The following is a 22,115-nucleotide window of genomic DNA, read 5'->3' on the forward strand; positions in this document are numbered from 1 at the left end:
TCGAACTATTTCAAAAACACACAGTCTGATACATTGCTAGTGCACTGCATATTGCAGTTATCTTTTTGAAGTTTCTTATAAATTAAGACCTCCCCGCTATTCAAGTTTTGAGTAGCGGTTTTTTCTTTTGGGGAGGTAACAAAACGTATGGTTTAAATTTGGAGCAAATATTAAAAAATATATAAATCTGATTTTTTTGCTTCTATTAGTTCTAATTATATTTCTACTTCTACTTATCTGTCTTGATAATACGATAAAAGTTTTAGCTTTATCCACATGGCTCTTATTTATGAATATTTTCTAGATATCATAGGTAGGGATATTAATACATCTTATACAAAAAACCATTCAATCATTTCATCAAAACACTTCTCTTTTACACGACCGGTTTTTGTCGATAGAACAATAATCCTGGTAAGGCGAGGCCCAAAACAAGGGCACCCAAAATAAAGCTGGTGTTGATAAAAGAGCTGATCATTTGCTCAAATAATGTATCGGAAAAGCCATAATGATGAATTTGTACGATAGCAATCATCGCTTTATAAGCATGAACACCCGGAATCATTGGAATAATTGCCGCGACGGTAAAGACTTTTGGATGGGCTAAATAACGATGAGATAAATGCACGCCAATAAAACCAATCACACAAGTGGCGAAAAACGTAGCAAAAACAATCGGGACTCCAAAGTGCAATAATAAAGTTCTCGTGACATGCCCAAGCGCGCCTAAAATAGCACAATACTTTAAGGCTTTAGGTGGAACATTAAATACTAAGGCAAATCCTACTGCTGGAATGGCTGCAAAAAGCATATCGTCGAGTAAATTCAGTAAAAACATTCTATTACCCCACCCACGAAACAATATTTAAAAGATCTAATGCAAAGACAATACCTAAACAAGCACCAAAAGTGAGAACCGTAGCGATGGTCCATCGTCCTATTCCCATATTGACATACCCTTTTAAAATATCTGCAAGTGAATTAATTAATGGGAATCCTGGGACGAGTAATAAAACGCTAGAAGCTAATGCGATATGAGGATCATTACCTAAACTATATTTCAAACTGACACCGGAAATCAGTGAGGCAACAAAAGCGGTAATGGCAAAAACGATGAGTGGATTGTAATGACGTTTAGAAATTTCTTGTCGAACAAACATGGCAATGGCAGAAGCAATAAAGGTGATTGCACAAATTGTGATATCTCCGCCAGAAAGGTGAGCAAAAGAGGCACAAGATAAACCAATCATAAACACCACCAAATAACGGTTATATTTTAATGGTTTTAATTTATCCAGTTTCTTTTGAGCCATGGACAAATCATACAAGTGATGCTCTACGGCAACCACAATGTGCTGAACATCCGTAACAATTTGCATATTAATGCCTTTATCGACATTCTTCCGCACGGTGGTAATACAATGTTGCTTAGAAAGTGTGGTTAATAAGACGGCATTTGCCGTTAAAGCACACTCTACGCTTTCAATGCCTAAAGCTACACCTAATCGCTGTGCCATTTGTACGACGACAGCACTTTCTGCTCCATGCTGTAACAGTAACAAAGCGGTTTCCACACAAATACGGGTAACCGCTCGTTGGTATTCCTGATCCATATCTCTGCGCTCTTATTAAAGTAAACGTTAGAGATTATAGATCGATGAATAAAAAATACTGAAAAAATGACCGCACCTATGATCCAAGTCAAAACTTCAGTATTTCAAAGCCCTATTAATCAGCTGAGATTAAATAGCTTTATCAAAATACAATGGCACATCGCTTAACTTAGCCATATTCGTGATATAAGCTAAAACCGCTGGTGGGAATTCGATTCCTTTCACACAAGTCAGATTTCGTAATACCGGGAAAACGATAATATCTTCAAGAGAAAGTTGGCCGTTTAAGGCATTTTCAGATTGAATTAATACAGCTAATTTCTCTAAATCGCCTTTTAAGCGAGCGAGATAGGTTTCTGTCTTCGCGATATTTTCAGCAAAATCCCCAATAAATTCCGTTTTCTTTTTAGTGAAATAATCGACCGCACTTTGGGTTTCAAATTCTGCTAAGCCAATTTGCGTAAAGCGTGCAGTCGTAAGATGACCATAATAACTGCCGACTTCTTTTAACCATGCTTCAATTTCAGGACGAACTTGTTCAGATAGGATTTTTTCACCAAAATGCTCATCTACATAATGCACGATATCCAAACTTTCTGGCATCGCGGTACCATCTTCTTTGATAAGAATGGGGACAACCTTTTTGCCCACTAAACCAATTGGCGTTGCTTCATCATCATTTGCCAGCACTACAAGTTCTACCGGTAAATTTTTTAAACCGAAAATCATGCGGGCTCGCACACAAAACGGGCAATGATCGTAAACATATAATTTCATTTTTTACTCCTCTTTTTCCTGTAATAATTTTCCTAATCCACTTTGTCGTTTTACGGTATTTCTGACCGCACTTTGCCAGATTTTTTCATTGGCAAATACGGAAAGCTGATTTTTCGCACGGGTGACACCGGTAAATACCAGCTCTCGTGAAAGCACTGGATTAGGTTCTGTTGGTAACACCATGACGGTATGTTCAAACTCCGAACCTTGGGATTTATGAATTGTCATCATAAATGCAGGCTCGTGAGCAGGAATACGACTGGTAGAAACTTCTCGATTGCCAAACCATACTTTGCCTTTAGCTAAACACAAGCCAATATCACCGTTATACAGTTTCACGTTATGATCGTTTTCGGTAATCATAATTGGCTTACCAATATACCAATCGTCTTCTTGACGGAACCAAAGTAATTTCTCCGCTCGTAATGCTAAAGCAATTTCACGATTTAATTCTTCCACACCTAATGCCGAAGCTCGAAGTGCAGTCAAAAATCTCACCGAATTAAAACTGTCTAAAATCGCTTCTGCATAAGTTTTTTCGTTGCCCTTTTCATCTATAAATTTTGCATTGAGATCTTTCTTCTGAGCAAAATAAGTTTGAAGTTGGGTTAAATAAACACGGTAATTTTCAACCGCACTTTTCACTACTTGGCGAACCGATTCTTTAACGTCTTGTTCTTCATCAAAATGATGAAAATGTAACTCTTGTGGATATTCCACAAAGGTTGCTACACTGCCCTCACCTTTTCCCTGTTGAATTTGCTCAGCAAGTTGTTTAATACCAGAATCGTCTCGGAAACGTCGACTAAAGGTTAAATGGCAAATAGCATCACGCAGCGGACTATGTTCATCTGAAATTGGAACGGTATAGCCTGTTGTTGTATGAATATAATCAGCTTGAGCAGGACTATAATCTTGCGTTAAAAATTGTGCAATTTCACCTAATACCGCGCCAGCTTCCACAGAAGCCAATTGAGCTTGGTCACCCAATAAAATTAAACGCGTTTCGGGTTTCAACGCTTGCACCAGTTTCGCCATCATAGGCAAATCAATCATTGAGGTTTCATCCACCACTAATACATCAATTTGCAATGGATTGTGTGCATGATATTTTACGCTATCGGTAAAAGGTCGAACACCTAGCAAACGATGCAACGTTTCTGCGCTTTTAGGAATGGATGCACGTAATTCATCTGAAATCGGCATTTGTGCCAAAGCGTTTTCGATAGATTCCGTTAAACGAGCCGCGGCTTTTCCCGTTGGTGCGACCAATTTAATGTGAAGTTTGCCACCAAATAATTCCTGTAATACACATAACAAGCGAGTGACTGTCGTGGTTTTCCCTGTTCCTGGTCCACCTGTAATCACAGAAAATGGACTTTTTACTGCCGTTGCGACTGCTACTTTTTGCCAATCAACTTGTGCTTGTTGTTGAGGAAAATAACGATCTAATAAGGTTCGAATTTGTTGCGGTTCTACCGATAAAGTGCGGTCATTTTTCAATGCGTTTTTAATATATTGCGCAACGCGGAATTCATCTTGCCAAGCTCGATAGAAATAAATCGCCCCAAATTGAAATGCGAGAGGCGCAATCTGATTTTCAGGATCTTGTGTAAAAGCAATATGCCCCACTAAGGCTGATTGCCATTTTGATACAGGAAGTGAACCGATCTTTTCATTGATCAGCAGCAAAAAATCTGTTTCAGTATGACGATAAGCCAAACCAAATAAATTACGTTCTAAGAAACGATCTAACACACAACAAGTATTGCCTTGCGTATAGCTCCAGTTGCAAAGTGCGGCTAATAAAATCGCTAAATTTTGTACGGGCTCGGCATAGCCTTTATCTTTTTGTTTATCAGCAATTAATTGAGCAAAATAATAATCGCCTTGAGTAATCACACCTTGTTCTTGCAAGGATTTTAATAGGCTTAACATTAAAATAATTCCTCTAATTGTTGGATTAATTGCCAATCTGGTTTATCAAAAAAGATGCCCGACTGCGGCGAACCATTCATTCCACGTAAAAATGCATAGACCACACCACCAAAATCTCGGTTGTAATCGTAGTTAGGTAAACGTGTTTTTAAATAACGGTGTAATGCCACCACATACAACAAGTATTGCCAATCATAGTGATGCTCTAACATGGCTTTTTTCAATGCAGCTTGATCGTAATCCTTTAATGTCTCACCTAAGAAATTCGATTTGTAATCAAGCAAATAATATTTACCTTGATGACAGAAAACTAAGTCCATCGTGCCCCGCACCATGCCTTGAATATTATCAAACTGTAACAGTTCTGATGGCAAATGATGTAAGGTTGCTAACGCTCGATTAAAACCTGCGACATCAAAATGGCTTGTGATATTGAGATAAAACGCCAACTCTTTTAAGCATTGTTTTTCGTTAATTTGAGCAAGGGTAAGATCATTATTTGGCAAAATTGGTGTGCTGAGTATTTGTGCAAACCACTGTTGAACTGCTGCAAACTGCTCTTCGGCAAGATTCAAATCCTGACATAATTTTTCAATGTTTTCTTTCTCTGCCAGTTGAGCAAAAGGCACCTTTTCAAAATAACGATGCAATAACGTACCGATTTGTGTTCCCCGAGGGAAATCTAAAACCATTTCATCATTATCATGAGCAAGTGCGGTCAGATTTTCAGTGATATTTTCTATTAAAATCGATGTATCATAATCTTTCGCATCATCAAAAATGAGCGATTTTTTCACCGCACTTTCATTCAAATAAGCTTTACGTTGATGAGTTTGTTCAATGCCACTAAAGCTCGTCACTCGCCAATCTTGTTCAATTTCACCTTGAAAAACTTCTGCACTTAAATTTTCTTGAGAAACATTTAAGGTAAGTGGTTCACTGGCTTGTAACACATCGGTTGATTCAATCTCTACATCATTAGGTAAAAGTTGCTTAAATTTTTCCAATAACGGTTGAGTATCCCAATTAGCTGGCAAATCGAGTTTTCGACCAATTTCACCTTGCGTTAAAACATACAATAAAGCATTCCATTTTTTATCAAAGGCTTTCGGTAACACAAAGGCCATTTGGTATTTTGCTCGAGTCAATGCTACATAAAGCAAACGCAATTCTTCCGCAAAAACTTCTTCTGTTAAATCATCCAAGTGTTGATCTTGCATATCCCACAAAGTTTTGTTTTGTTTCTTATCGTAATATAAATTAAATAGTTTCTTTTTAGTTGGGTCTTTCGCCGCATTTCCTAAAAACGGCAACCAAACCAAATCATATTCCAAGCCTTTGGATTTATGGATAGTCACAATCTTCACTAACTGACGTTCGCTTTCTAAACGAATTTGTGCTTCTTGACGACCATTATCTTGAATTTGCTTTTCAAACCAGCGCAATAATGCTGCTTCACTTTCATTTAATGCGGCTGCTTGCTGTAAAATTTCAGCTAAATGTAATAAATCCGTCAGTTTGCGCTCGCCATCAGGCCGAGATAAGAGTTTTTCTGTGATATTTTCAGCTAAAAGTAAATGGTGCAACATCGGCAATACGCCTTGGCGTTGCCAAATTTGTTGATACTCTGCAAATTTTTCTGCCCAACGTTGCCACTGAATTTCATCCTGGTGAATTTGGTGAATTTCAGCTGCATTTAAGCCGAAAAGTGCGGTCGCAATGGCATTCAAAATTGGGCGTTCCGTCACACTCAAACAAGCTTGCAAAATCAGAGCCAGTTCTTTTGCTGTGTTACTCTCAAAGACATTTCCTCTATCCGAAAGGTAAACCGAAGCAATACCGAGTGCTTGCAATTCTTTTTTCACCAGATCCGCTTCGGTATAACCACGCACCAAAACGGCAATATTTTCTGCTCGCAATGTTTTATTTTCCGCTTTGCTTTCATTCGGAAAAACAACCGGATTTTCAGCCGCACTTTTTAACCATTGCTGAATCGATGTCGCACAAGCTTTCGCATAATCTTGCAGGGTGGATTTTTCTTTATCGTTAATGTAAAAACGGAAGGCTGGTTCAGGTTTATTATTCAACTGAAAAACAAGATTTTTCTTGGCTGCGCCGACATTTAAAAATTCGATGTTTTTATAAATAAAAGGCTCATTTTTAAAATCAAATAATCGATTTACCCCTTCCACTAAAGCTTTGGATGAACGGTAGTTTATGCTTAAATTAAAACGCTCGCTCGCTTCGTCCGCTGCTTTTAAATAAGTGAAAATATCGGCACCACGGAAACGATAAATCGCCTGTTTTGGGTCCCCGATCATCATAAAACCAACATTACCGGACGCGGTTTTATTGTGATAAATTTTCGAGAAAATTTGATACTGCAACGCATCCGTATCTTGGAATTCGTCAATCATGGCAAAAGGATATTGAAAACGAATTAACTCCGCTAACTGTTCTCCCCCCTCACCATATAGTGCTTCTTTCAATAAGCGTAATAAATCATCAAAAGATTTTTCAGGATGATTCGCTTTGTATTCAAGGAGTTTCTTTTGAATACCTTGACGATAGTGATAGAGAATGATTTTTTTAAATAAATCACTTGGTTGAATTTCTTCAATTAAAGCTTCAATCTCTTCAAAGGCTGGATGCGTTATTCTCACCCCTTTTTTCTTGAAAGGTGCGTTGACCGCGTTATCTAAAGCCGATTGCGTAAATTTTTTTACTAGCGTTTCATTTAAGGTGATATCTGCTCTATTTTTTGCCCATGAGGTGACCTCATCGACAAGAGATAAAATTGTTTTACTTGAATGTGTTTTTCCATTTAAACAAGATTTCTCTTTTTTCACGACTTCTTCATCAAAAAGGTTTCGAATTTCAACCGCACTTTCTAACCAAGTATCTTTAATCTTTTCAATAATTTCCGCATTTTTAGCAATAGTTTTTTGCAAAAAATCTGTTAATGACACTTCTAATAGTTCTGGTTTATCCAGTTTTATAGAAAAATCATTCCCAATATTTGAGCCTAAATCATTCAATACCTCTTCTGGCGACTTTAATTCTTTTGAGATAAATGCAGCCAAATGGAAAGGTAAATCATAAAAATGCTCTCGCCAAAATTCATTTGCAAATTGTTTGAGTAAATCAGACTGATCTTTGAGAAGTTTTAAATTGAAATGCACACCTGAATTAAAAGCATGTTGCATCAGCATTCGGCGACAAAAACCGTGAATGGTATAAATGGAGGCTAAATCTAAATTTTGCTCGGCCAGCTTTAAGCGGCGAAGTGCGGTCGGAATATCCTCTAAATAAGGTAATAACTCCGCTAAAAATTGATGTTCTCCAGTAAAAATCGCTTTATCTTGCTTTTCATAATATTCAGAAAAAACCGAAATTGCCGCGGTTAAACGTTCCCGAATTTTACGTTTTAAATCCTCCGTCGCCATTTCAGTAAAGGTTACCACCAAAATTTCTTCCACATTTAATGGACGAGAAAAACAATTTTCTCCAGCTTGTAAAAGTAAACGAAGATAGATAGAACCAATGGTATAGGTTTTCCCTGTACCTGCTGAAGCTTCAATTAAATTGACTTGATTTAAAGGTAACGAAATGGCATTAAGTGCGGTTGATTTTTGGCTCATTTTTTATTTTTTTGGAAACATTAGTGTGTTCTTATTGTAGAGGAATTTCCATAGAAATTCATTTAGTTATTATTTATTTCCTGTATAATTTTGAGCATTTATATCTTAATAGTGACACAAAATATTCTGAGGATTTTATGGCAGCAGCAATTCAACAACGCGCAGAACTTCAACGCCGCATTTGGCAAATTGCTAATGATGTTCGCGGTTCCGTCGATGGTTGGGATTTTAAACAATATGTTTTAGGTACGCTTTTCTATCGTTTTATCAGCGAAAACTTTGCCAACTACATTGAAGGTGGTGATAAAAGCGTTAACTACGCTGGTTTATCTGATGACATCATCACGCCAGAAATTAAAGCAGATGCGGTAAAAACCAAGGGCTATTTTGTTTACCCAAGCCAATTATTTAAAAATATCGTAGCGACAGCCAATACTAATCCGAATTTAAATACAGATTTAAAAAGCATTTTTACAGATATCGAAAACTCCGCCATAGGCTACCCTTCCGAACAGGATATCAAAGGCTTATTTGCTGATTTTGATACCACCAGCAACCGCTTGGGTAATACCGTTGCCGATAAAAATAGCCGTCTAGCCGCCGTATTAAAAGGCGTTGCCGAGTTAGATTTTGGTGACTTTGAAGATAATCATATTGATTTATTCGGTGATGCTTACGAATTTTTAATTTCCAACTATGCCGCCAATGCTGGTAAGTCGGGTGGCGAGTTCTTTACACCACAATGCGTTTCCAAGCTAATTGCTCGACTGGCTCTATATGGACAAGACAAGGTCAATAAAATTTACGACCCTGCTGCCGGTTCGGGTTCTTTATTATTGCAAGCTAAAAAACAATTTGATGAACACATCATTGAAGGGGGATTCTTCGGGCAGGAAATTAATCACACCACTTACAACCTTGCCCGTATGAATATGTTTTTACATAACATCAACTATGACAAGTTTGATATCGCCCTTGGCAACACCTTAATGAATCCGCAATTTGGTGACGATAAACCCTTCGATGCTATCGTTTCTAATCCGCCTTACTCCGTGAAATGGATTGGCTCAGACGATCCAACTCTAATTAACGATGAACGCTTCGCCCCTGCTGGCGTACTCGCACCAAAATCTAAAGCGGACTTTGCCTTTGTTTTGCATGCGTTAAGTTATCTTTCGGCAAAAGGTCGCGCAGCGATTGTCTCCTTCCCCGGCATTTTTTATCGCGGCGGTGCGGAACAAAAAATTCGTCAATATTTGGTGGATAATAACTATGTAGAAACGGTAATTGCCTTAGCGCCCAATCTATTTTTCGGCACCAGTATTGCGGTGAATATTTTGGTGCTTTCCAAACATAAACCCAATACCCAAACCCAATTTATTGATGCCAGCGGTTTATTTAAATCCGCCACCAATAACAATATTTTGGAAGAGGAACATATTGAGCAAATTATCAAACTGTTTGCCGATAAAGAAGATGTGCCGCATTTGGCTAAATCCGTGTCCTTTGAAAAAATCACACAAAATGGCTATAACCTTGCGGTGAATTCTTATGTGGAACAAAAAGACACCCGAGAAGTGATTGATATCGATAAACTCAACGCAGAAATTAAACAAACCGTTGCCAACATCGACCGCTTGCGTGCAGAAATTGACAAGATTGTGGCGGAGATTGAGGGGTAAAAACACCATGAAAAACAACCGCACTTTTTTAGAGAAATTATTGGATGGGGCTGAGGTGAAGTGGAAGCCCTTAATTAACGTAGCCTCTTTGACAAGAGGGAGAGTTATATCAAAGGAGTATTTAGCTAATAATTTAGGAGATTATCCGGTATATAGTTCTCAAACTGTAAATAATGGTGAAATTGGGAAAATTAACTCATTCGACTTTGATGGAGAATTTGTTAGTTGGACTACTGATGGTGCTAATGCAGGAACAGTATTTTATCGGTCAGGAAAATTCTCAATCACAAATGTCTGTGGCTTAATAAAAATTCAAAATAACCTTGAACTAAACTATAAATTTTTATTTTATTGGCTTTCAATTGAAGCAAAGAATCATGTTTATTCAGGTATGGGAAATCCTAAACTAATGAGCCACCAGATGGAAAAAATTCTAATCCCCATCCCCCCACTCTCCGTCCAAACCGAAATCGTAAAAATTTTGGACGCATTGACAGCACTTACCAGCGAGCTTACCAGCGAGCTTACCAGCGAGCTTACACTACGTCGGAAGCAGTATGAATACTATCGGGAGAAATTGTTAAGTGAAGAAGAACTTGGGAAGGTTGGGTTTGAGTGGAAATGTTTAAAAAATATTTTTAATATCTTTGCAGGGGGGGATGTTCCTAAGGAATTTTATTCTCAACATAAAACTCAAGAATTCAATATTCCTATTTTATCAAACGGCACTGGTAATAAATCTTTATATGGTTGGACAAATAAAGCAAAAATTAATAAACCTAGCTTAACAATTTCAGCTAGAGGCACAATTGGTTGGACAAGTTATCGTGAAGAACCATTCTATCCAATTGTGAGATTGCTTGTATTAACGCCAAAAATTGAATTAAATTTAAAATATGCATACCATTTTATGAAAATGATTGAAAAAAATTATAAAGTTCCTGAAAGTGGTATTCCTCAACTAACGAAACCAATGATCGAGGATCTACGCATCCCAGTTCCCTCATTTTCAGAACAACAGAGTATTGCTTCAATACTAGATAAATTTGAAACTTTAACCCATTCCATCACTGAAGGCTTACCTTTGGCGATTCAACAAAGCCAAAAGCGGTATGAGTATTACAGAGAGCTTCTCTTAAATTTCTAAAAAAAGGAAAATTATAATATGAGTAAAAAATTAGAAGATATTGCAAAGGAATTAACAGAAAAACACTCAACTTCAAAAGTTAACCTGATTTATGCATTTAATGGTTCTGGTAAGACTAGATTATCAAAAGAATTTCAAAACTTAATATCACCTAAAAATGAAGAAGATATTAGTCTTGGCTTTAAAGATAAGAAAATAATTTATTTTAGTGCATTTACAGAAGATTTATTTTTCTGGAATAATGATTTAGAGAAAGATTCTACCCGCACCCTAAACATACAACCAAATCAATTTACTGACTGGATTTTAAGAGTTCAAGGTCAAGAAAATAATATTATTAGTAATTTTCAACGCTACACAAATGATAAACTCACTCCTAAATTCAATGAAAACTACTCTCAGGTTACTTTTTCATTTGAAAGAGGAAATGATGTAAAAGAAGATAATATTAAAATTTCTAAAGGGGAAGAAAGTTGCTTTATTTGGAGTATTTTTTACAGTCTCTTTGAACAAATAATATCCGTTCTTAATATTGTTGAACCAACACAACGAGAGACTCAAGACTTTAATAATCTAAAATATATATTTATTGATGACCCTGTGAGCTCCTTAGATGAAAATCATTTAATTGAACTAGCTGTTAATATATCCTGCCTGATTAAAGAGAGTGAGTCAGATCTAAAGTTCATTATCACGACTCATAATCCTCTATTCTATAATATTCTATGTAACGAATTTAGGAACTTAAAAAAAGGATGTAGAAAGTTTAGATTAGAAAAAATGGAAGACAATAATCACAATTTATGTAGTCAAAGTAATGATTCACCTTTTGCATATCAAGTTCACTTAATAGATAAACTTGAAAGCATATTTAAGCAGGAAATACAAATTCAGGAGTTTCTAAAAGAAATAAAACATGGATATAAAAACAAAGTAGAAACCATACTAAAAAAAGATGCATTGAATGATAATGAACTATCTGAATTTTATAGATTGATTAGCAATCGAACAATGAGCAGTCTTTTTTATATTAGAAAAAATTATGTTGGAGATAAATTTACACTATCCTTATTTAAAGAAAAAGAAATAAAAGAATGTGAAGTAGAAAAGTATCATTTTAATTTAATTAGAAACATTCTAGAAAAACTTGCTACATTTCTTGGATACCAAGAAATGAAAGATATGCTTCCTCAAGATAGAAGTGGACCAGACCCATATATGAATCGTATAGTTAACCTATCAAGTCATTCAAAACATTCAGGAGAAGAAACTATACTCATTTCAGATAATGACAAACGCGTTCTTAAAGGTTTAGTCGAACATATAAATACAAAATATAATTTTAGAAGTAAATTTATTAAACTTGGTAAGGATTAAATAGATAAGGAAAACCTATGATCAACTACTCCTCCATCATCGCTGAATCCAATAATTTTATCGTTTTAGATCAATACAAAAAGTTTGTTATGGAAGAACCCAATGCTGGTTATCAAACAGAAGGGAGCCTTGAGCGTGAATTTATTTGTGATTTACAGGCACAAGGCTATGATTATTTACAAGGTCTCAATAATCATGATGCATTGGTTAAAAATTTACGGGCACAATTACAACGCTTAAATAACGTAGTTTTCTCCGATGCGGAATGGCAACGTTTTTTAGAGGAATATTTGGATAAACCGAGCGATAGTTTGATTGAGAAAACCCGCAAAATTCATGATGACTATATTTATGATTTTGTATTTGATAATGGGCGAATTCAGAATATCTATCTGCTAGATAAGAAAAATCTTGCCAATAACGCCGTGCAAGTTATCAATCAATTTGAACAAACCGGCAGCTATGATAATCGTTATGATGTGACAATTTTGGTTAATGGTTTACCACTTGTGCACATCGAACTGAAAAAACGCGGTGTGGCTATTCGTGAAGCCTTTAATCAAATTCACCGCTATAGCAAAGAAAGTTTCAATAAAGAAAATTCTCTCTTTAAATATATTCAGATTTTTGTCATTTCTAATGGCACGGATACCCGTTATTTTGCCAATACCACCAAACGCGATAAGAACAGCTACGACTTCACAATGAATTGGGCAACGGCAAAAAATACTCTGATTAAAGATTTAAAGGATTTTACGGCGACATTCCTACAAAAACATACCCTACTCAATGTGTTGGTGAATTACTGTGTATTTGATGTTTCTGACACTCTATTGATTATGCGCCCATATCAAATTGCCGCTACCGAGCGTATTTTATGGAAAATTAAAAGTTCGTATCTGGCGAAAAATTGGAGCAATACAGACAGTGGTGGCTACATTTGGCACACTACAGGCTCAGGCAAAACGCTTACCAGCTTTAAAGCCGCACGCCTTGCAACGGAATTAGACTTTATTGAAAAAGTATTCTTCGTAGTAGATAGAAAAGATTTGGACTATCAAACTATGAAAGAATACCAACGTTTTTCACCCGATAGTGTGAATGGTTCGGAAAGTACGGCAGGGCTAAAACGCAATATCGAAAAAGACGATAATAAGATCATTGTTACCACCATTCAAAAACTCAATAATCTAATGAAATCAGAAGATAAATTACCGATTTACGATAAACAGGTCGTGTTTATCTTTGATGAATGTCATCGTTCTCAATTTGGTGAAGCGCAAAAAAATCTCACGAGAAAATTCAAAAAATACTATCAATTTGGGTTTACTGGTACACCGATTTTCCCAGAAAACGCATTAGGTAAGGATACAACAAAAAGTGTATTTGGAAGCCCACTCCACTCTTATATTATCACCGATGCGATTCGTGACGAAAAAGTGCTGAAATTTAAAGTGGATTACAATGATGTACGGCCACAATTTAAGAGCATTGAAACTGAAAAGAATCTTGAAGAGCTGACAAAACTCGAAAAAAAACAAGCCTTTTTACAACCTAAACGTATTGAGCAAATTGCCCAATATGTTTTAGATAATTTCAAACAAAAGACCCATCGCTTTAATGCTGGTAACAATGGCTTTAATGCCATGTTTGCAGTAAGTAGCGTGGATGCGGCCAAAGCTTATTATCAAACTTTTAAACAGTTACAAAGTGCGGTAAAAAATCCACTTAAAATTGCAACAATCTTTTCGTTTGCCGCGAATGAAGAGCAAGATGCGATTGGCGATATTGTTGATGAAAGTTTTGAAGTAGAGGCGATGAACTCCTCAGCTAAGGAATTTTTAAAATCTGCCATTGATGATTACAACGGCTATTTTGCCACCAATTATGATGTGGATGCGAAATCATTCCAAAACTACTATCGTGATCTTGCCAAACGAGTCAAAAACAAAGAAGTGGATTTACTGATTGTCGTTGGAATGTTTTTAACCGGTTTTGATGCCCCAACCTTAAACACGTTATTTGTAGATAAAAACTTACGTTACCATGGTTTGATTCAAGCTTACTCTCGTACAAACCGCATTTACAACAGCACCAAAAGTTTTGGCAATATCGTCACTTTCCGTGATTTGGAACAAGATACCATTGATGCGATTACCCTTTTTGGTAAATCTAATACGCGCAATATCGTATTAGAAAAAAGTTACCAAGAATATATGGAAGGTTTTACCGATGCAGGTGTCGCCCGTCGCGGGTATTTAGAGGTTATTGCTGAATTGCAAGAACGCTTCCCGGATCCAGATGTAATTCAAACGGAAAAAGACAAGAAAGACTTTGTAAAATTATTTGGTGAATATTTGCGAGTTGAAAATATTCTGCAAAACTATGATGAGTTCGCTGCTTTACAAGCATTTCAATCGCTCGATACCAGTGATGCAAAAGCTGTTGAAGCCTTTAAAGAAAAATATTATTTAACGGATGAAGCTTTTGCTGAAATGCAACCTATTGATATGCCAAGCGAACGTAGCATTCAAAATTACCGTTCAACTTACAACGATATTCGGGATTGGCTACGTCGTCAAAAAGATGACGAGGAAAAAGCAAAATCGACCATTGATTGGGATGATGTGGTATTTGAAGTGGATTTATTAAAATCCCAAGAAATCAATCTAGATTACATCTTAGAATTGATTTTTGAACACAACAAAAAAATGAAAAATAAAGCTGAACTGATTGATGAAATTCGAACCACAATCCGAGCGAGCCTAGGTAATCGAGCCAAAGAAAGTTTGATCGTAGATTTTATCAATCAAACTGACTTAGATAGCATAGTCGATAAAGCCGATATTATTGAATCTTTCTTCCAATTTGCCCAAAAAGAGCAACAGAAAGAAGCTGACGAATTAATTAGCAGTGAAGGGCTGAATATTGATGCCGCGAAGCGTTATATTAACGTGTCCTTAAAACGCGGATATGCTAGCGAACAAGGTACGGATTTAAATGATGCCCTACCGAAAATGAGCCCGCTTAATCCGCAATATCTCACGAAAAAACAAAGCATTTTCCAAAAGATTGTTGTCTTTGTTGAGAAATTTGTTGGGATTGGTGGCGAGGTTTAAAAACTTAAACCGACTATATAGAATTAAAAAGGTGCAATCTATTGATTACACCTTTTTATTTTGTCAGTTTTATCTGAAATTAGAACGTTAAAACTTTATCCGCCCATAATGTCCATTCAGAAACATCATCTAAAGTACCAAGGGTCACGCCGTCAATTAATTTAGCATCTAATAAACCACGTGCTTTTACGCAGCTGGTACATAATTTAATTTCAGCACCTTGTGCCGCTAAAATATCGATAAGTTGTTGGATATTGAAACCTTCATTTGGATTTTGCCCAGCAATACCGCATAAAATCGCATCAGAAAAGCAGAATAATTTAATATTCACATCCTTGCTGTGCTCTTCCTTCATATTGATGGCGAAACGAACAGCGTTGAACGTTTTTTCTCCGCTATATGTGGAATCATTGACAATAAAAAGAATATTTTGCATAACGCACTCCTTGTTACAATACTATAAAAATGAAGGCGTAATAATTACGCCTTTATGAAATCAGCCAACCCAAACGAACTTGGCTACAAACAGTAAAGACACTACCCACACAGGGGCATTGACCTCGCGTATTCTACCTGTACATGCCTTCATGACGCAATAGCTAATAAAACCAAATGCGATACCTTCAGTTATTGAATAGGTAAATGGCATCATCGCAGCGGTGATAAAAGCAGGTGTTGCTTCAGTTAAATCATCCCAGTGTACACGAATAAGACTGGATGCCATTAAAATCCCCACATAAACTAAAGCTCCAGCTGTTGCATAAGCTGGTACGACACTAGCTAGTGGCGAGAAGAAAATAGTAAGTAAGAATAAAACACCAACTGTTACTGCTGTTAAACCTGTTCTACCGCCAACTGAAACCCCTGCACCACTTTCAATGTAGGTACTGATAGCGGATGTACCAATATAAGACCCTACTACCGCACTCACGCTATCTACATAAAGAGCTTGTTTCATTTTGGGGAAACGACCTTTTTCATCGCTAAAGCCCGCTTTATCAGTCACGCCTAATAAGGTGCCTGACGAGTCAAATAAGTTGACTAAAAGGAAGGAGAAAATGATACCGAGTAATGCGGTATCTAACGCACCAGCAATATCCACTTTACCCACAACTGCACCTAAACTTGGTGGCATAGAAACAATGCCGTGGAAAGTGACTTGGTCATCAATTAAAAGCGCTAATCCAGTTACTACCGCGATAGAAATTAAAACACCAGAGAAAATATTACGTGCCGCTAGCACCACAATAATGAAAAAGCCTAACACACCGAGTAGAATTTTCGGATCATGTAAATTGCCTAATGCCACTAAGGTTGCAGGATTTGCTACAACCAATCCCATATTTTTAAAGCCAATTAAGGCAATAAAGAAGCCTATGCCCGCACCGATTCCCACGCGAAGTGAAAGCGGAATAGACGCCATGAGCCAATAACGGATTTGGAATAAGGTGAGAACAAATAAACCAATCGAGCCCCAGAAAATGGTACCCATGCCCACTTCCCAAGAATAACTAAGCTTGCCAACGACTACATAAGCAAAGAACGCATTGAGTCCCATTGCAGGCGCAAGGGCGATAGGTAAATTACTGAATAATCCCATCGCAATGGTGCCCAGTGCAGCAATTAAACAAGTGGTCACGAAAACAACTTGTTTATCCATTCCTGCATCACCTAATACGGATGGGTTCACAAACACGATGTACACCATGGTAAAGAATGTCGTGATACCAGCGATAATTTCGGTTTTGGTGGTACTGCCCTTTTCTTTAATCGAAAAAAGGCGTTCAAGTAAAGATTGTTGCATGTTTTTTCCTTAACTTAATTAATAACCTTGGTGATAAATCGACTCAAGTAATTTCACACCTAATAAGGCGATATTGAAACGTTGCTCATCGGCAACCGTCCAAAATTCGATACCGTTTTCAACCGCACTTTGTTGGCTAATATGTAGTTTTACGCTTTCTTCACCGTTTTCGTTTTCACCGTTAATCACGGGGGTAACAAGGCTATCGTGTAATTCAATCAATTCGCTTTGTTGTGGTTGGAAATCAAATTCATAATCTGAAAGTGCGGTCACTTTTTGCGCCATGCCGTAGAAGACAGGCACTTGAATTTGATGGAAAATAACACTGTCTAACTGCGGGAAGATTTTTTGTAATTGCAGATTTAAATTAGCTGCTTGTTGTGGAAACACATCAAAGGCAAAACGGGTTTCACCTTCTTCTAATGGCATGCCGTTCAGTAAACGAGCAGTTTGTCCCGCAAGTTTATTTACGGTTTCCCCATCCGTATAAGAAGCGGGTAAAAGTGACGTTGCAAAGACTTGAGTTAAATTCGTTTGTTGAATAATTGGTAGTAGAGATAAGGCTAATTGACTCACTTGCGGATCGGGCAGACTCACAATGTTACGTTGTCTTAATTCAGCCAGATTTTCTTCATTGATTGTCGGGACAACAACAGGAACATCAGACAATGCTGAGCAAATCCCTTTTAAATCAATCACCACACAGCCACTTTCTGCTGCTTGTGCTAATAAAGGCGCTTGGTCAATTTGGCCTGCGAAGAAAAGATAATTAACGCTATCCCACTCAATCTCATCAGTGGCTAATTGAGCAACGGCTTTATTGCGAAAACGCACCGCTTGCTCTTCTTCAAAAGGATAAATTTCTACGATAGAAATTTTGCCAACATCTAGCTCACTTTGTTCAAGTGCTTCGGCAATTTTTTCACATAGATCAAATTCTGCTGCAATAGCAATATTTAGGCTTGCGTCCATTTTTCTCTCCGCTGTAAAATATTTTTAAACGATTCATTCTACAGAAAAAAGACGCATAAATACATAAGGAAATCAGATGACACCTGCAATTGATTTATTAAAGAAAAATAAAGTCCCTTTTACTCTCCATACTTATGATCATGATCCAAACAATACCCATTTTGGTGATGAAGCCGCTGAAAAACTTGGACTTGATCCGCACCAATCCTTTAAAACACTTTTAGTCGCTGAAAATGGTGATCAGAAAAAATTGGCGTGTTTTGTACTTTCCACGGCAAATATGTTGAGTTTAAAGAAAGCAGCAAAAGCCATTGGTGTGAAAAAGGTTGAAATGGCCGATAAAGATGCGGCACAAAAAAGTACGGGATATTTAGTCGGTGGCATTAGTCCATTAGGTCAAAAAAAACGGGTAAAAACAGTGATAAATTCAACCGCACTTAATTTTGATACGATTTTTGTCTCAGGTGGAAAACGCGGATTAAGCGTCGAATTAGCGCCCCAAGATTTAGCTAAATTACTGAACGCCGAATTTGTCGATATTATTGACGAAGAATAGAAAAAGAAAAGCCCGAATGAATCGGGCTATTATTTTTATATGATGTTGTGTTTATTTGAATTAGAAACTTGATGTATCTTGGAATAAGCCAACTTTTAAATCGGTTGCGGTGTAGATAACACGACCATCGACTTCTACTTCACCGTCGGCCATTCCCATTACTAATTTGCGATTAATTACGCGTTTCATATTGATACGGTAAACCACTTTTTTCGCGGTTGGTAAGATTTGTCCGGTAAATTTCACTTCACCTACGCCTAATGCACGGCCTTTACCTTTACCGCCTACCCAGCCAAGGAAGAAACCCACTAATTGCCACATCGCATCTAAACCTAAGCAGCCTGGCATGACTGGGTCACCGATAAAGTGGCAACCGAAAAACGGTAAATCTGGATGAATATCTAATTCCGCTTCAATATACCCTTTACCAAACGCACCGCCGTCTTCGGTCATTTTTACAATGCGATCCATCATCAACATGGTTGGTGCTGGAAGTTGCGGGCCTTCTTTACCAAATAATTCACCACGACCAGAAGCTAATAAATCTTCATAAGTGTAGCTGCTTTTGATGTTGGGTGTACAGGTGTTTTCCATTCTTTATTTCCTTGTATATATAGTTTTGCTTGATTACAAACAATAAGTGAAGATTCTATGGGGATTTATAAGAAATGTAAACAGCGAACACTTGTTAGCTCAACTTGTCGGATCAGTCAGTAAAATTCACATAAAAGAAAAGCGAACCCAAGGTTCGCTTTAAAGAAATTAAGATTTAAAGAAATCTAACCAGTTTTTTTTCGGCGTTTCCGAACGGAAAGCAATTCGATTTTGAATTAAACGTGCAATAGGTTCTTTGCCTTTGGCATATTCTTCTTTCTCTTCTAATAAATCGCGGTCAAATAGAATCTTGGCTGTTTGATAAATATCTTCGACTTGATAAATAAAGAACTGTTCATTTTTCACAGCTTCAACCACTTCATCAGATAAGCTTAGTTGTTGAATTGTTGTCGCGGGAATAACCACCCCTTGTTTACCCGTCAAACCACGACGTTGGCAAATAGTGAAAAAGCCTTCAATTTTGTCATTCACGCCGCCTACTGCGTGCACCAAACCAAATTGGTCAATGGTACCGGTAATCGCAATATTTTGTGGCAACGGCAAATCAGATAACGCGCTGACCAATACGGAGAAAATAGCTAGAGACGCACTATCACCATCAATTTCACCATAAGACTGTTCAAATACTAAAGACGCAGAAAATGGTAACTGTGATGGCAACTCTAAGATACTTGCCAAACAAGCTTCAGAAATCATCATGCCTTTACCGTGGAGGTTGCCGGCTAATTCATTTTTACGCTCCACATCCACGACTTCACCATCACCAAATTGCACTAAGCAACTGATACGAGAAGGTTCACCGAAACAAACCGGAGTGCCTGGATATTCAATAACAGACAAGCCATTAATTTGCCCAACAATTTCACCGTTGGTTTCCACATAAATTTGTTCATTGAGAATATCTGCATAAGTGCGTTCACGTAAGAAACCATGCTGTTCGTTCTTTTGTTTAAAAGCTTGCTCAAAATCAACCGCGCTTAAGGTTTGTTTTTGTGACAACGTCGCAGCGTTGAGTAACATTTCCGTTATTTTTAACGGTGAAATGTTAATTAAAAAGCGATCTTCACTCTCACGCACCAGTAACTGATAGAGTTTATTTAATGCAGTTAAATCTAAATCGAGCTCATATTTTGAGGCTAATGCCAACACATAATTAGCCCAATTTTCTTGTGTTTTCGGTTGTGCAACAGAATAATAGCTTTCAATTTCCGCGTAATCAGCCAAGCTATAAAGATCTTCTTCTAACTCACCTAAGGTCGCAATTTCAGTACGGTTGCCTAAAATCACTACTTTTAAATTAAGTGGATAACTTGGAATATCGCAAGGCAAGGTTTTAAATGGATGGGCTGAATACCAATCAAAAGTTTGCGTTTGTAAAATATGTTTTAAGCGTTGCCATAAATCAAATTGGCTTAGCATCGTTGCTGCGCTCAAAATCAAAACGCCCCCATTGGCTTGATGGACTAAACCCGGCGTAAGCAAAATATCTTGCGAACTCGGATGAACACGCACACTACCAAAAAGGCTAAATTGATCGGCATGTAATGCCTTCAGCACATCACCTTGTGCGGCAAAATTATCAGCGAGAGATTGAGCTGGCTCGGTATAAATGTGAGGGAAAGAAAAAGAATCTCCCTGCTCAACCACATAATTCACCCCAAAAACTGACCGCTCTTTTGGCTGTTCTTGGCGAATAAGTTCTGCTAATAAATCGGCATATTCTGCTTGATCATCTGCTTTTAAAACTAACAAAGAACGACGAGGTTGTTTTAAGAATAAAGAAATCGCTTTTGTGGCATGTTTTTGTAATGACCAAAAATCAGCCTTTTCAGCTGAAAGTTCAGTAATCGATAATTCTGGTTGTAAGGCTTGCCAATTTAAGGCTTGTTCCGAAGATGTTGAAGTCACGACATATCTCGCTTTAATTAAATTGGCGGTATTATCGCACACTTCATCCTGAGTGAAAATCCGTTAGAAAAATCTACTGGAAAAATTTATTTAAACAGCGTATATTTACGAGGTTACCACGTCACTAAAAAGTATAATAAAACGATGAAATACCAAAAATTAGAAAACCAAGAAGCAAACTGGAAATGGATTTATCTTATTCGCAAACATCGCGAAGGGGAAAAAATTACCCGTTACGAAGAAAAAAGCTTAGAAGAAAGCAAAGTTCAAGAATTAATAGAATGTCAGAATTATCCTGAAAAAATCGAGGAATGGATTAAAAATCACCTTTCTCTTGATTTACCTATTAAGCTTGATCAGGCTATTCGTGCAAGACGTAAACGCTTTTTTAATGCAGAAAAACAATCAACGAAGAAAAAGTCTATTGATTTAGAATATGGCGTTTGGCTTCGTTTGTCTAAATATTCAAGAAAAATGAAAATGACGCTTTCTGAAACCATCACTTATATGATTGATGAACGTGAAAGCAAAGCATTATATGAAAGCCAAATGACAGCGATGAAAGCTGGGTTGAAAAATTTGCTTAATAAATAAGATGAAAAAAAGCCAAGGCCGAAACCTTGGCTTTTGATTATGCTAAATAGAGAAGATTTTGAAACGTTTTAGCGTTTCGCCTATTCCGCAATCGGAATAATTTTTGTGGCGTGAGATCCTTTGTCGCCGTGAATCACTTCAAATTGCACGCGTTGTCCCGCTTTCAATGAACGGTAACCATCCATTTCAATTGCTGAATAATGTGCAAAGATGTCTGTATCCACGCCTTCTGCAGAAATAAATCCAAATCCTTTTGCGTTATTAAACCATTTTACTACACCAATTTCCATAGTAGACCTCTATAGGCTTCGCCCTTAATACTTAAAAACAATAAGACTCATGCCTTATCACCTCAATTGGAAATATATTCAA

General features: G+C 37.2%; 17 protein-coding genes. 6 read left to right on the forward strand and 11 right to left on the reverse strand.

Going from position 1 to position 22,115, the window contains the following annotated elements:
- Window positions 1-376: 376 nt before the first annotated feature.
- The 5 genes from INP94_RS08610 to recB all read right to left on the reverse strand — a co-directional run bounded on the left by INP94_RS08610 (window position 377) and on the right by recB (window position 7,969).
- Window positions 377-838, reverse strand: a complete 462-nt coding sequence (locus tag INP94_RS08610; protein WP_049365508.1) for a threonine/serine exporter family protein — start codon at window positions 836-838, stop codon at window positions 377-379.
- Between the two features lie 4 nt (window positions 839-842).
- Window positions 843-1,613 (reverse strand): threonine/serine exporter family protein, encoded by a 771-nt coding sequence (locus INP94_RS08615; RefSeq protein WP_014065357.1) that lies wholly within the window; start codon window positions 1,611-1,613, stop codon window positions 843-845.
- A 129-nt stretch (window positions 1,614-1,742) separates the two neighbouring features.
- Window positions 1,743-2,390 carry a glutaredoxin 2 gene (gene grxB / locus INP94_RS08620; RefSeq protein WP_197543341.1) on the reverse strand — a complete coding sequence of 216 codons (648 nt, stop codon included), beginning with the start codon at window positions 2,388-2,390 and terminating at the stop codon, window positions 1,743-1,745.
- A 3-nt stretch (window positions 2,391-2,393) separates the two neighbouring features.
- Window positions 2,394-4,328 (reverse strand): exodeoxyribonuclease V subunit alpha, encoded by a 1,935-nt coding sequence (gene recD / locus INP94_RS08625; protein ID WP_197543342.1) that lies wholly within the window; start codon window positions 4,326-4,328, stop codon window positions 2,394-2,396.
- Window positions 4,328-7,969, reverse strand: a complete 3,642-nt coding sequence (gene recB, locus INP94_RS08630; protein ID WP_197543343.1) for an exodeoxyribonuclease V subunit beta — start codon at window positions 7,967-7,969, stop codon at window positions 4,328-4,330. The genes recD and recB overlap by 1 nt, the downstream gene beginning before the upstream one ends.
- A 137-nt stretch (window positions 7,970-8,106) precedes the next feature.
- Between recB and INP94_RS08635 the strand changes: the two genes are divergently transcribed.
- The 4 genes from INP94_RS08635 to INP94_RS08650 are packed head-to-tail and all read left to right on the forward strand — an operon-like array spanning window position 8,107 to window position 15,294.
- A complete protein-coding gene (locus INP94_RS08635) occupies window positions 8,107-9,651 on the forward strand; it encodes a type I restriction-modification system subunit M (protein WP_197543344.1) in 1,545 nt (514 codons plus the stop codon).
- Window positions 9,652-9,658: 7 nt separating this feature from the next.
- Window positions 9,659-10,798, forward strand: a complete 1,140-nt coding sequence (locus tag INP94_RS08640; RefSeq protein ID WP_197543345.1) for a restriction endonuclease subunit S — start codon at window positions 9,659-9,661, stop codon at window positions 10,796-10,798.
- Between the two features lie 18 nt (window positions 10,799-10,816).
- Window positions 10,817-12,175, forward strand: a complete 1,359-nt coding sequence (locus INP94_RS08645) for an AAA family ATPase (RefSeq protein WP_010128985.1) — start codon at window positions 10,817-10,819, stop codon at window positions 12,173-12,175.
- A 17-nt stretch (window positions 12,176-12,192) separates the two neighbouring features.
- Entirely contained in the window at window positions 12,193-15,294 is a 3,102-nt protein-coding gene (locus INP94_RS08650; RefSeq protein ID WP_197543346.1) for a type I restriction endonuclease subunit R, read from the forward strand.
- 79 nt (window positions 15,295-15,373) lie between these two features.
- Here INP94_RS08650 and INP94_RS08655 read toward each other — a convergent pair whose 3' ends face one another.
- Genes INP94_RS08655 through INP94_RS08665 form a run of 3 tightly spaced genes read right to left on the reverse strand, consistent with a single transcriptional unit; the run spans window position 15,374 to window position 18,070 of the window.
- Complete coding sequence (locus tag INP94_RS08655; RefSeq protein WP_005696059.1) at window positions 15,374-15,730, reverse strand: DsrE/DsrF/TusD sulfur relay family protein; 357 nt, start codon at window positions 15,728-15,730, stop codon at window positions 15,374-15,376.
- Between the two features lie 60 nt (window positions 15,731-15,790).
- Complete coding sequence (locus INP94_RS08660) at window positions 15,791-17,098, reverse strand: NCS2 family permease (protein ID WP_197543347.1); 1,308 nt, start codon at window positions 17,096-17,098, stop codon at window positions 15,791-15,793.
- Between the two features lie 18 nt (window positions 17,099-17,116).
- Complete coding sequence (locus tag INP94_RS08665) at window positions 17,117-18,070, reverse strand: oxidoreductase (protein ID WP_197543348.1); 954 nt, start codon at window positions 18,068-18,070, stop codon at window positions 17,117-17,119.
- Between the two features lie 76 nt (window positions 18,071-18,146).
- Between INP94_RS08665 and ybaK the strand changes: the two genes are divergently transcribed.
- Window positions 18,147-18,626, forward strand: coding sequence for a Cys-tRNA(Pro) deacylase (ybaK, locus tag INP94_RS08670; protein ID WP_197543349.1), 480 nt, complete (start codon window positions 18,147-18,149; stop codon window positions 18,624-18,626).
- Between the two features lie 60 nt (window positions 18,627-18,686).
- Here the strand turns inward: ybaK and fabA are convergent, their stop codons facing one another.
- Together fabA and INP94_RS08680 are read right to left on the reverse strand one after the other, a co-directional pair.
- Complete coding sequence (gene fabA, locus INP94_RS08675; RefSeq protein WP_005698958.1) at window positions 18,687-19,220, reverse strand: bifunctional 3-hydroxydecanoyl-ACP dehydratase/trans-2-decenoyl-ACP isomerase; 534 nt, start codon at window positions 19,218-19,220, stop codon at window positions 18,687-18,689.
- A 168-nt stretch (window positions 19,221-19,388) separates the two neighbouring features.
- On the reverse strand, window positions 19,389-21,191 hold the full coding sequence (locus INP94_RS08680; protein WP_197543350.1) for an AAA family ATPase: 1,803 nt from the start codon (window positions 21,189-21,191) through the stop codon (window positions 19,389-19,391).
- 102 nt (window positions 21,192-21,293) lie between these two features.
- Here INP94_RS08680 and matP point away from each other — a divergent pair, with 102 nt between their 5' ends.
- Window positions 21,294-21,743: a macrodomain Ter protein MatP gene (gene matP / locus INP94_RS08685; RefSeq protein WP_005696051.1), complete on the forward strand. Its 450-nt coding sequence runs from the start codon at window positions 21,294-21,296 to the stop codon at window positions 21,741-21,743.
- A gap of 80 nt (window positions 21,744-21,823) precedes the next feature.
- On the opposite strand, the gene cspD is transcribed toward matP, so the two are convergent.
- Window positions 21,824-22,033, reverse strand: a complete 210-nt coding sequence (gene cspD, locus INP94_RS08690) for a cold shock domain-containing protein CspD (protein ID WP_005696050.1) — start codon at window positions 22,031-22,033, stop codon at window positions 21,824-21,826.
- Between the last annotated feature and the right edge of the window lie 82 nt (window positions 22,034-22,115).

Origin of the sequence: Haemophilus parainfluenzae, assembly GCF_014931395.1 — a bacterium.
Taxonomy (GTDB): Bacteria; Pseudomonadota; Gammaproteobacteria; order Enterobacterales; family Pasteurellaceae; genus Haemophilus_D.

Excerpts from the sequence above, each read along its gene's own strand:
- INP94_RS08645 (WP_010128985.1), top strand. The coding sequence starts at position 10,817 with ATGAGTAAAAAATTAGAAGATATTGCAAAGGAATTAACAGAAAAACAC.
- fabA (WP_005698958.1), bottom strand. The coding sequence starts at position 19,220 with ATGGAAAACACCTGTACACCCAACATCAAAAGCAGCTACACTTATGAA.
- INP94_RS08640 (WP_197543345.1), top strand. The coding sequence starts at position 9,659 with ATGAAAAACAACCGCACTTTTTTAGAGAAATTATTGGATGGGGCTGAG.
- INP94_RS08665 (WP_197543348.1), bottom strand. The coding sequence starts at position 18,070 with ATGGACGCAAGCCTAAATATTGCTATTGCAGCAGAATTTGATCTATGT.
- INP94_RS08650 (WP_197543346.1), top strand. The coding sequence starts at position 12,193 with ATGATCAACTACTCCTCCATCATCGCTGAATCCAATAATTTTATCGTT.
- recD (WP_197543342.1), bottom strand. The coding sequence starts at position 4,328 with ATGTTAAGCCTATTAAAATCCTTGCAAGAACAAGGTGTGATTACTCAA.
- grxB (WP_197543341.1), bottom strand. The coding sequence starts at position 2,390 with ATGAAATTATATGTTTACGATCATTGCCCGTTTTGTGTGCGAGCCCGC.
- cspD (WP_005696050.1), bottom strand. The coding sequence starts at position 22,033 with ATGGAAATTGGTGTAGTAAAATGGTTTAATAACGCAAAAGGATTTGGA.
- recB (WP_197543343.1), bottom strand. The coding sequence starts at position 7,969 with ATGAGCCAAAAATCAACCGCACTTAATGCCATTTCGTTACCTTTAAAT.
- ybaK (WP_197543349.1), top strand. The coding sequence starts at position 18,147 with ATGACACCTGCAATTGATTTATTAAAGAAAAATAAAGTCCCTTTTACT.
- INP94_RS08635 (WP_197543344.1), top strand. The coding sequence starts at position 8,107 with ATGGCAGCAGCAATTCAACAACGCGCAGAACTTCAACGCCGCATTTGG.
- INP94_RS08610 (WP_049365508.1), bottom strand. The coding sequence starts at position 838 with ATGTTTTTACTGAATTTACTCGACGATATGCTTTTTGCAGCCATTCCA.
- INP94_RS08660 (WP_197543347.1), bottom strand. The coding sequence starts at position 17,098 with ATGCAACAATCTTTACTTGAACGCCTTTTTTCGATTAAAGAAAAGGGC.
- INP94_RS08615 (WP_014065357.1), bottom strand. The coding sequence starts at position 1,613 with ATGGATCAGGAATACCAACGAGCGGTTACCCGTATTTGTGTGGAAACC.
- INP94_RS08655 (WP_005696059.1), bottom strand. The coding sequence starts at position 15,730 with ATGCAAAATATTCTTTTTATTGTCAATGATTCCACATATAGCGGAGAA.
- matP (WP_005696051.1), top strand. The coding sequence starts at position 21,294 with ATGAAATACCAAAAATTAGAAAACCAAGAAGCAAACTGGAAATGGATT.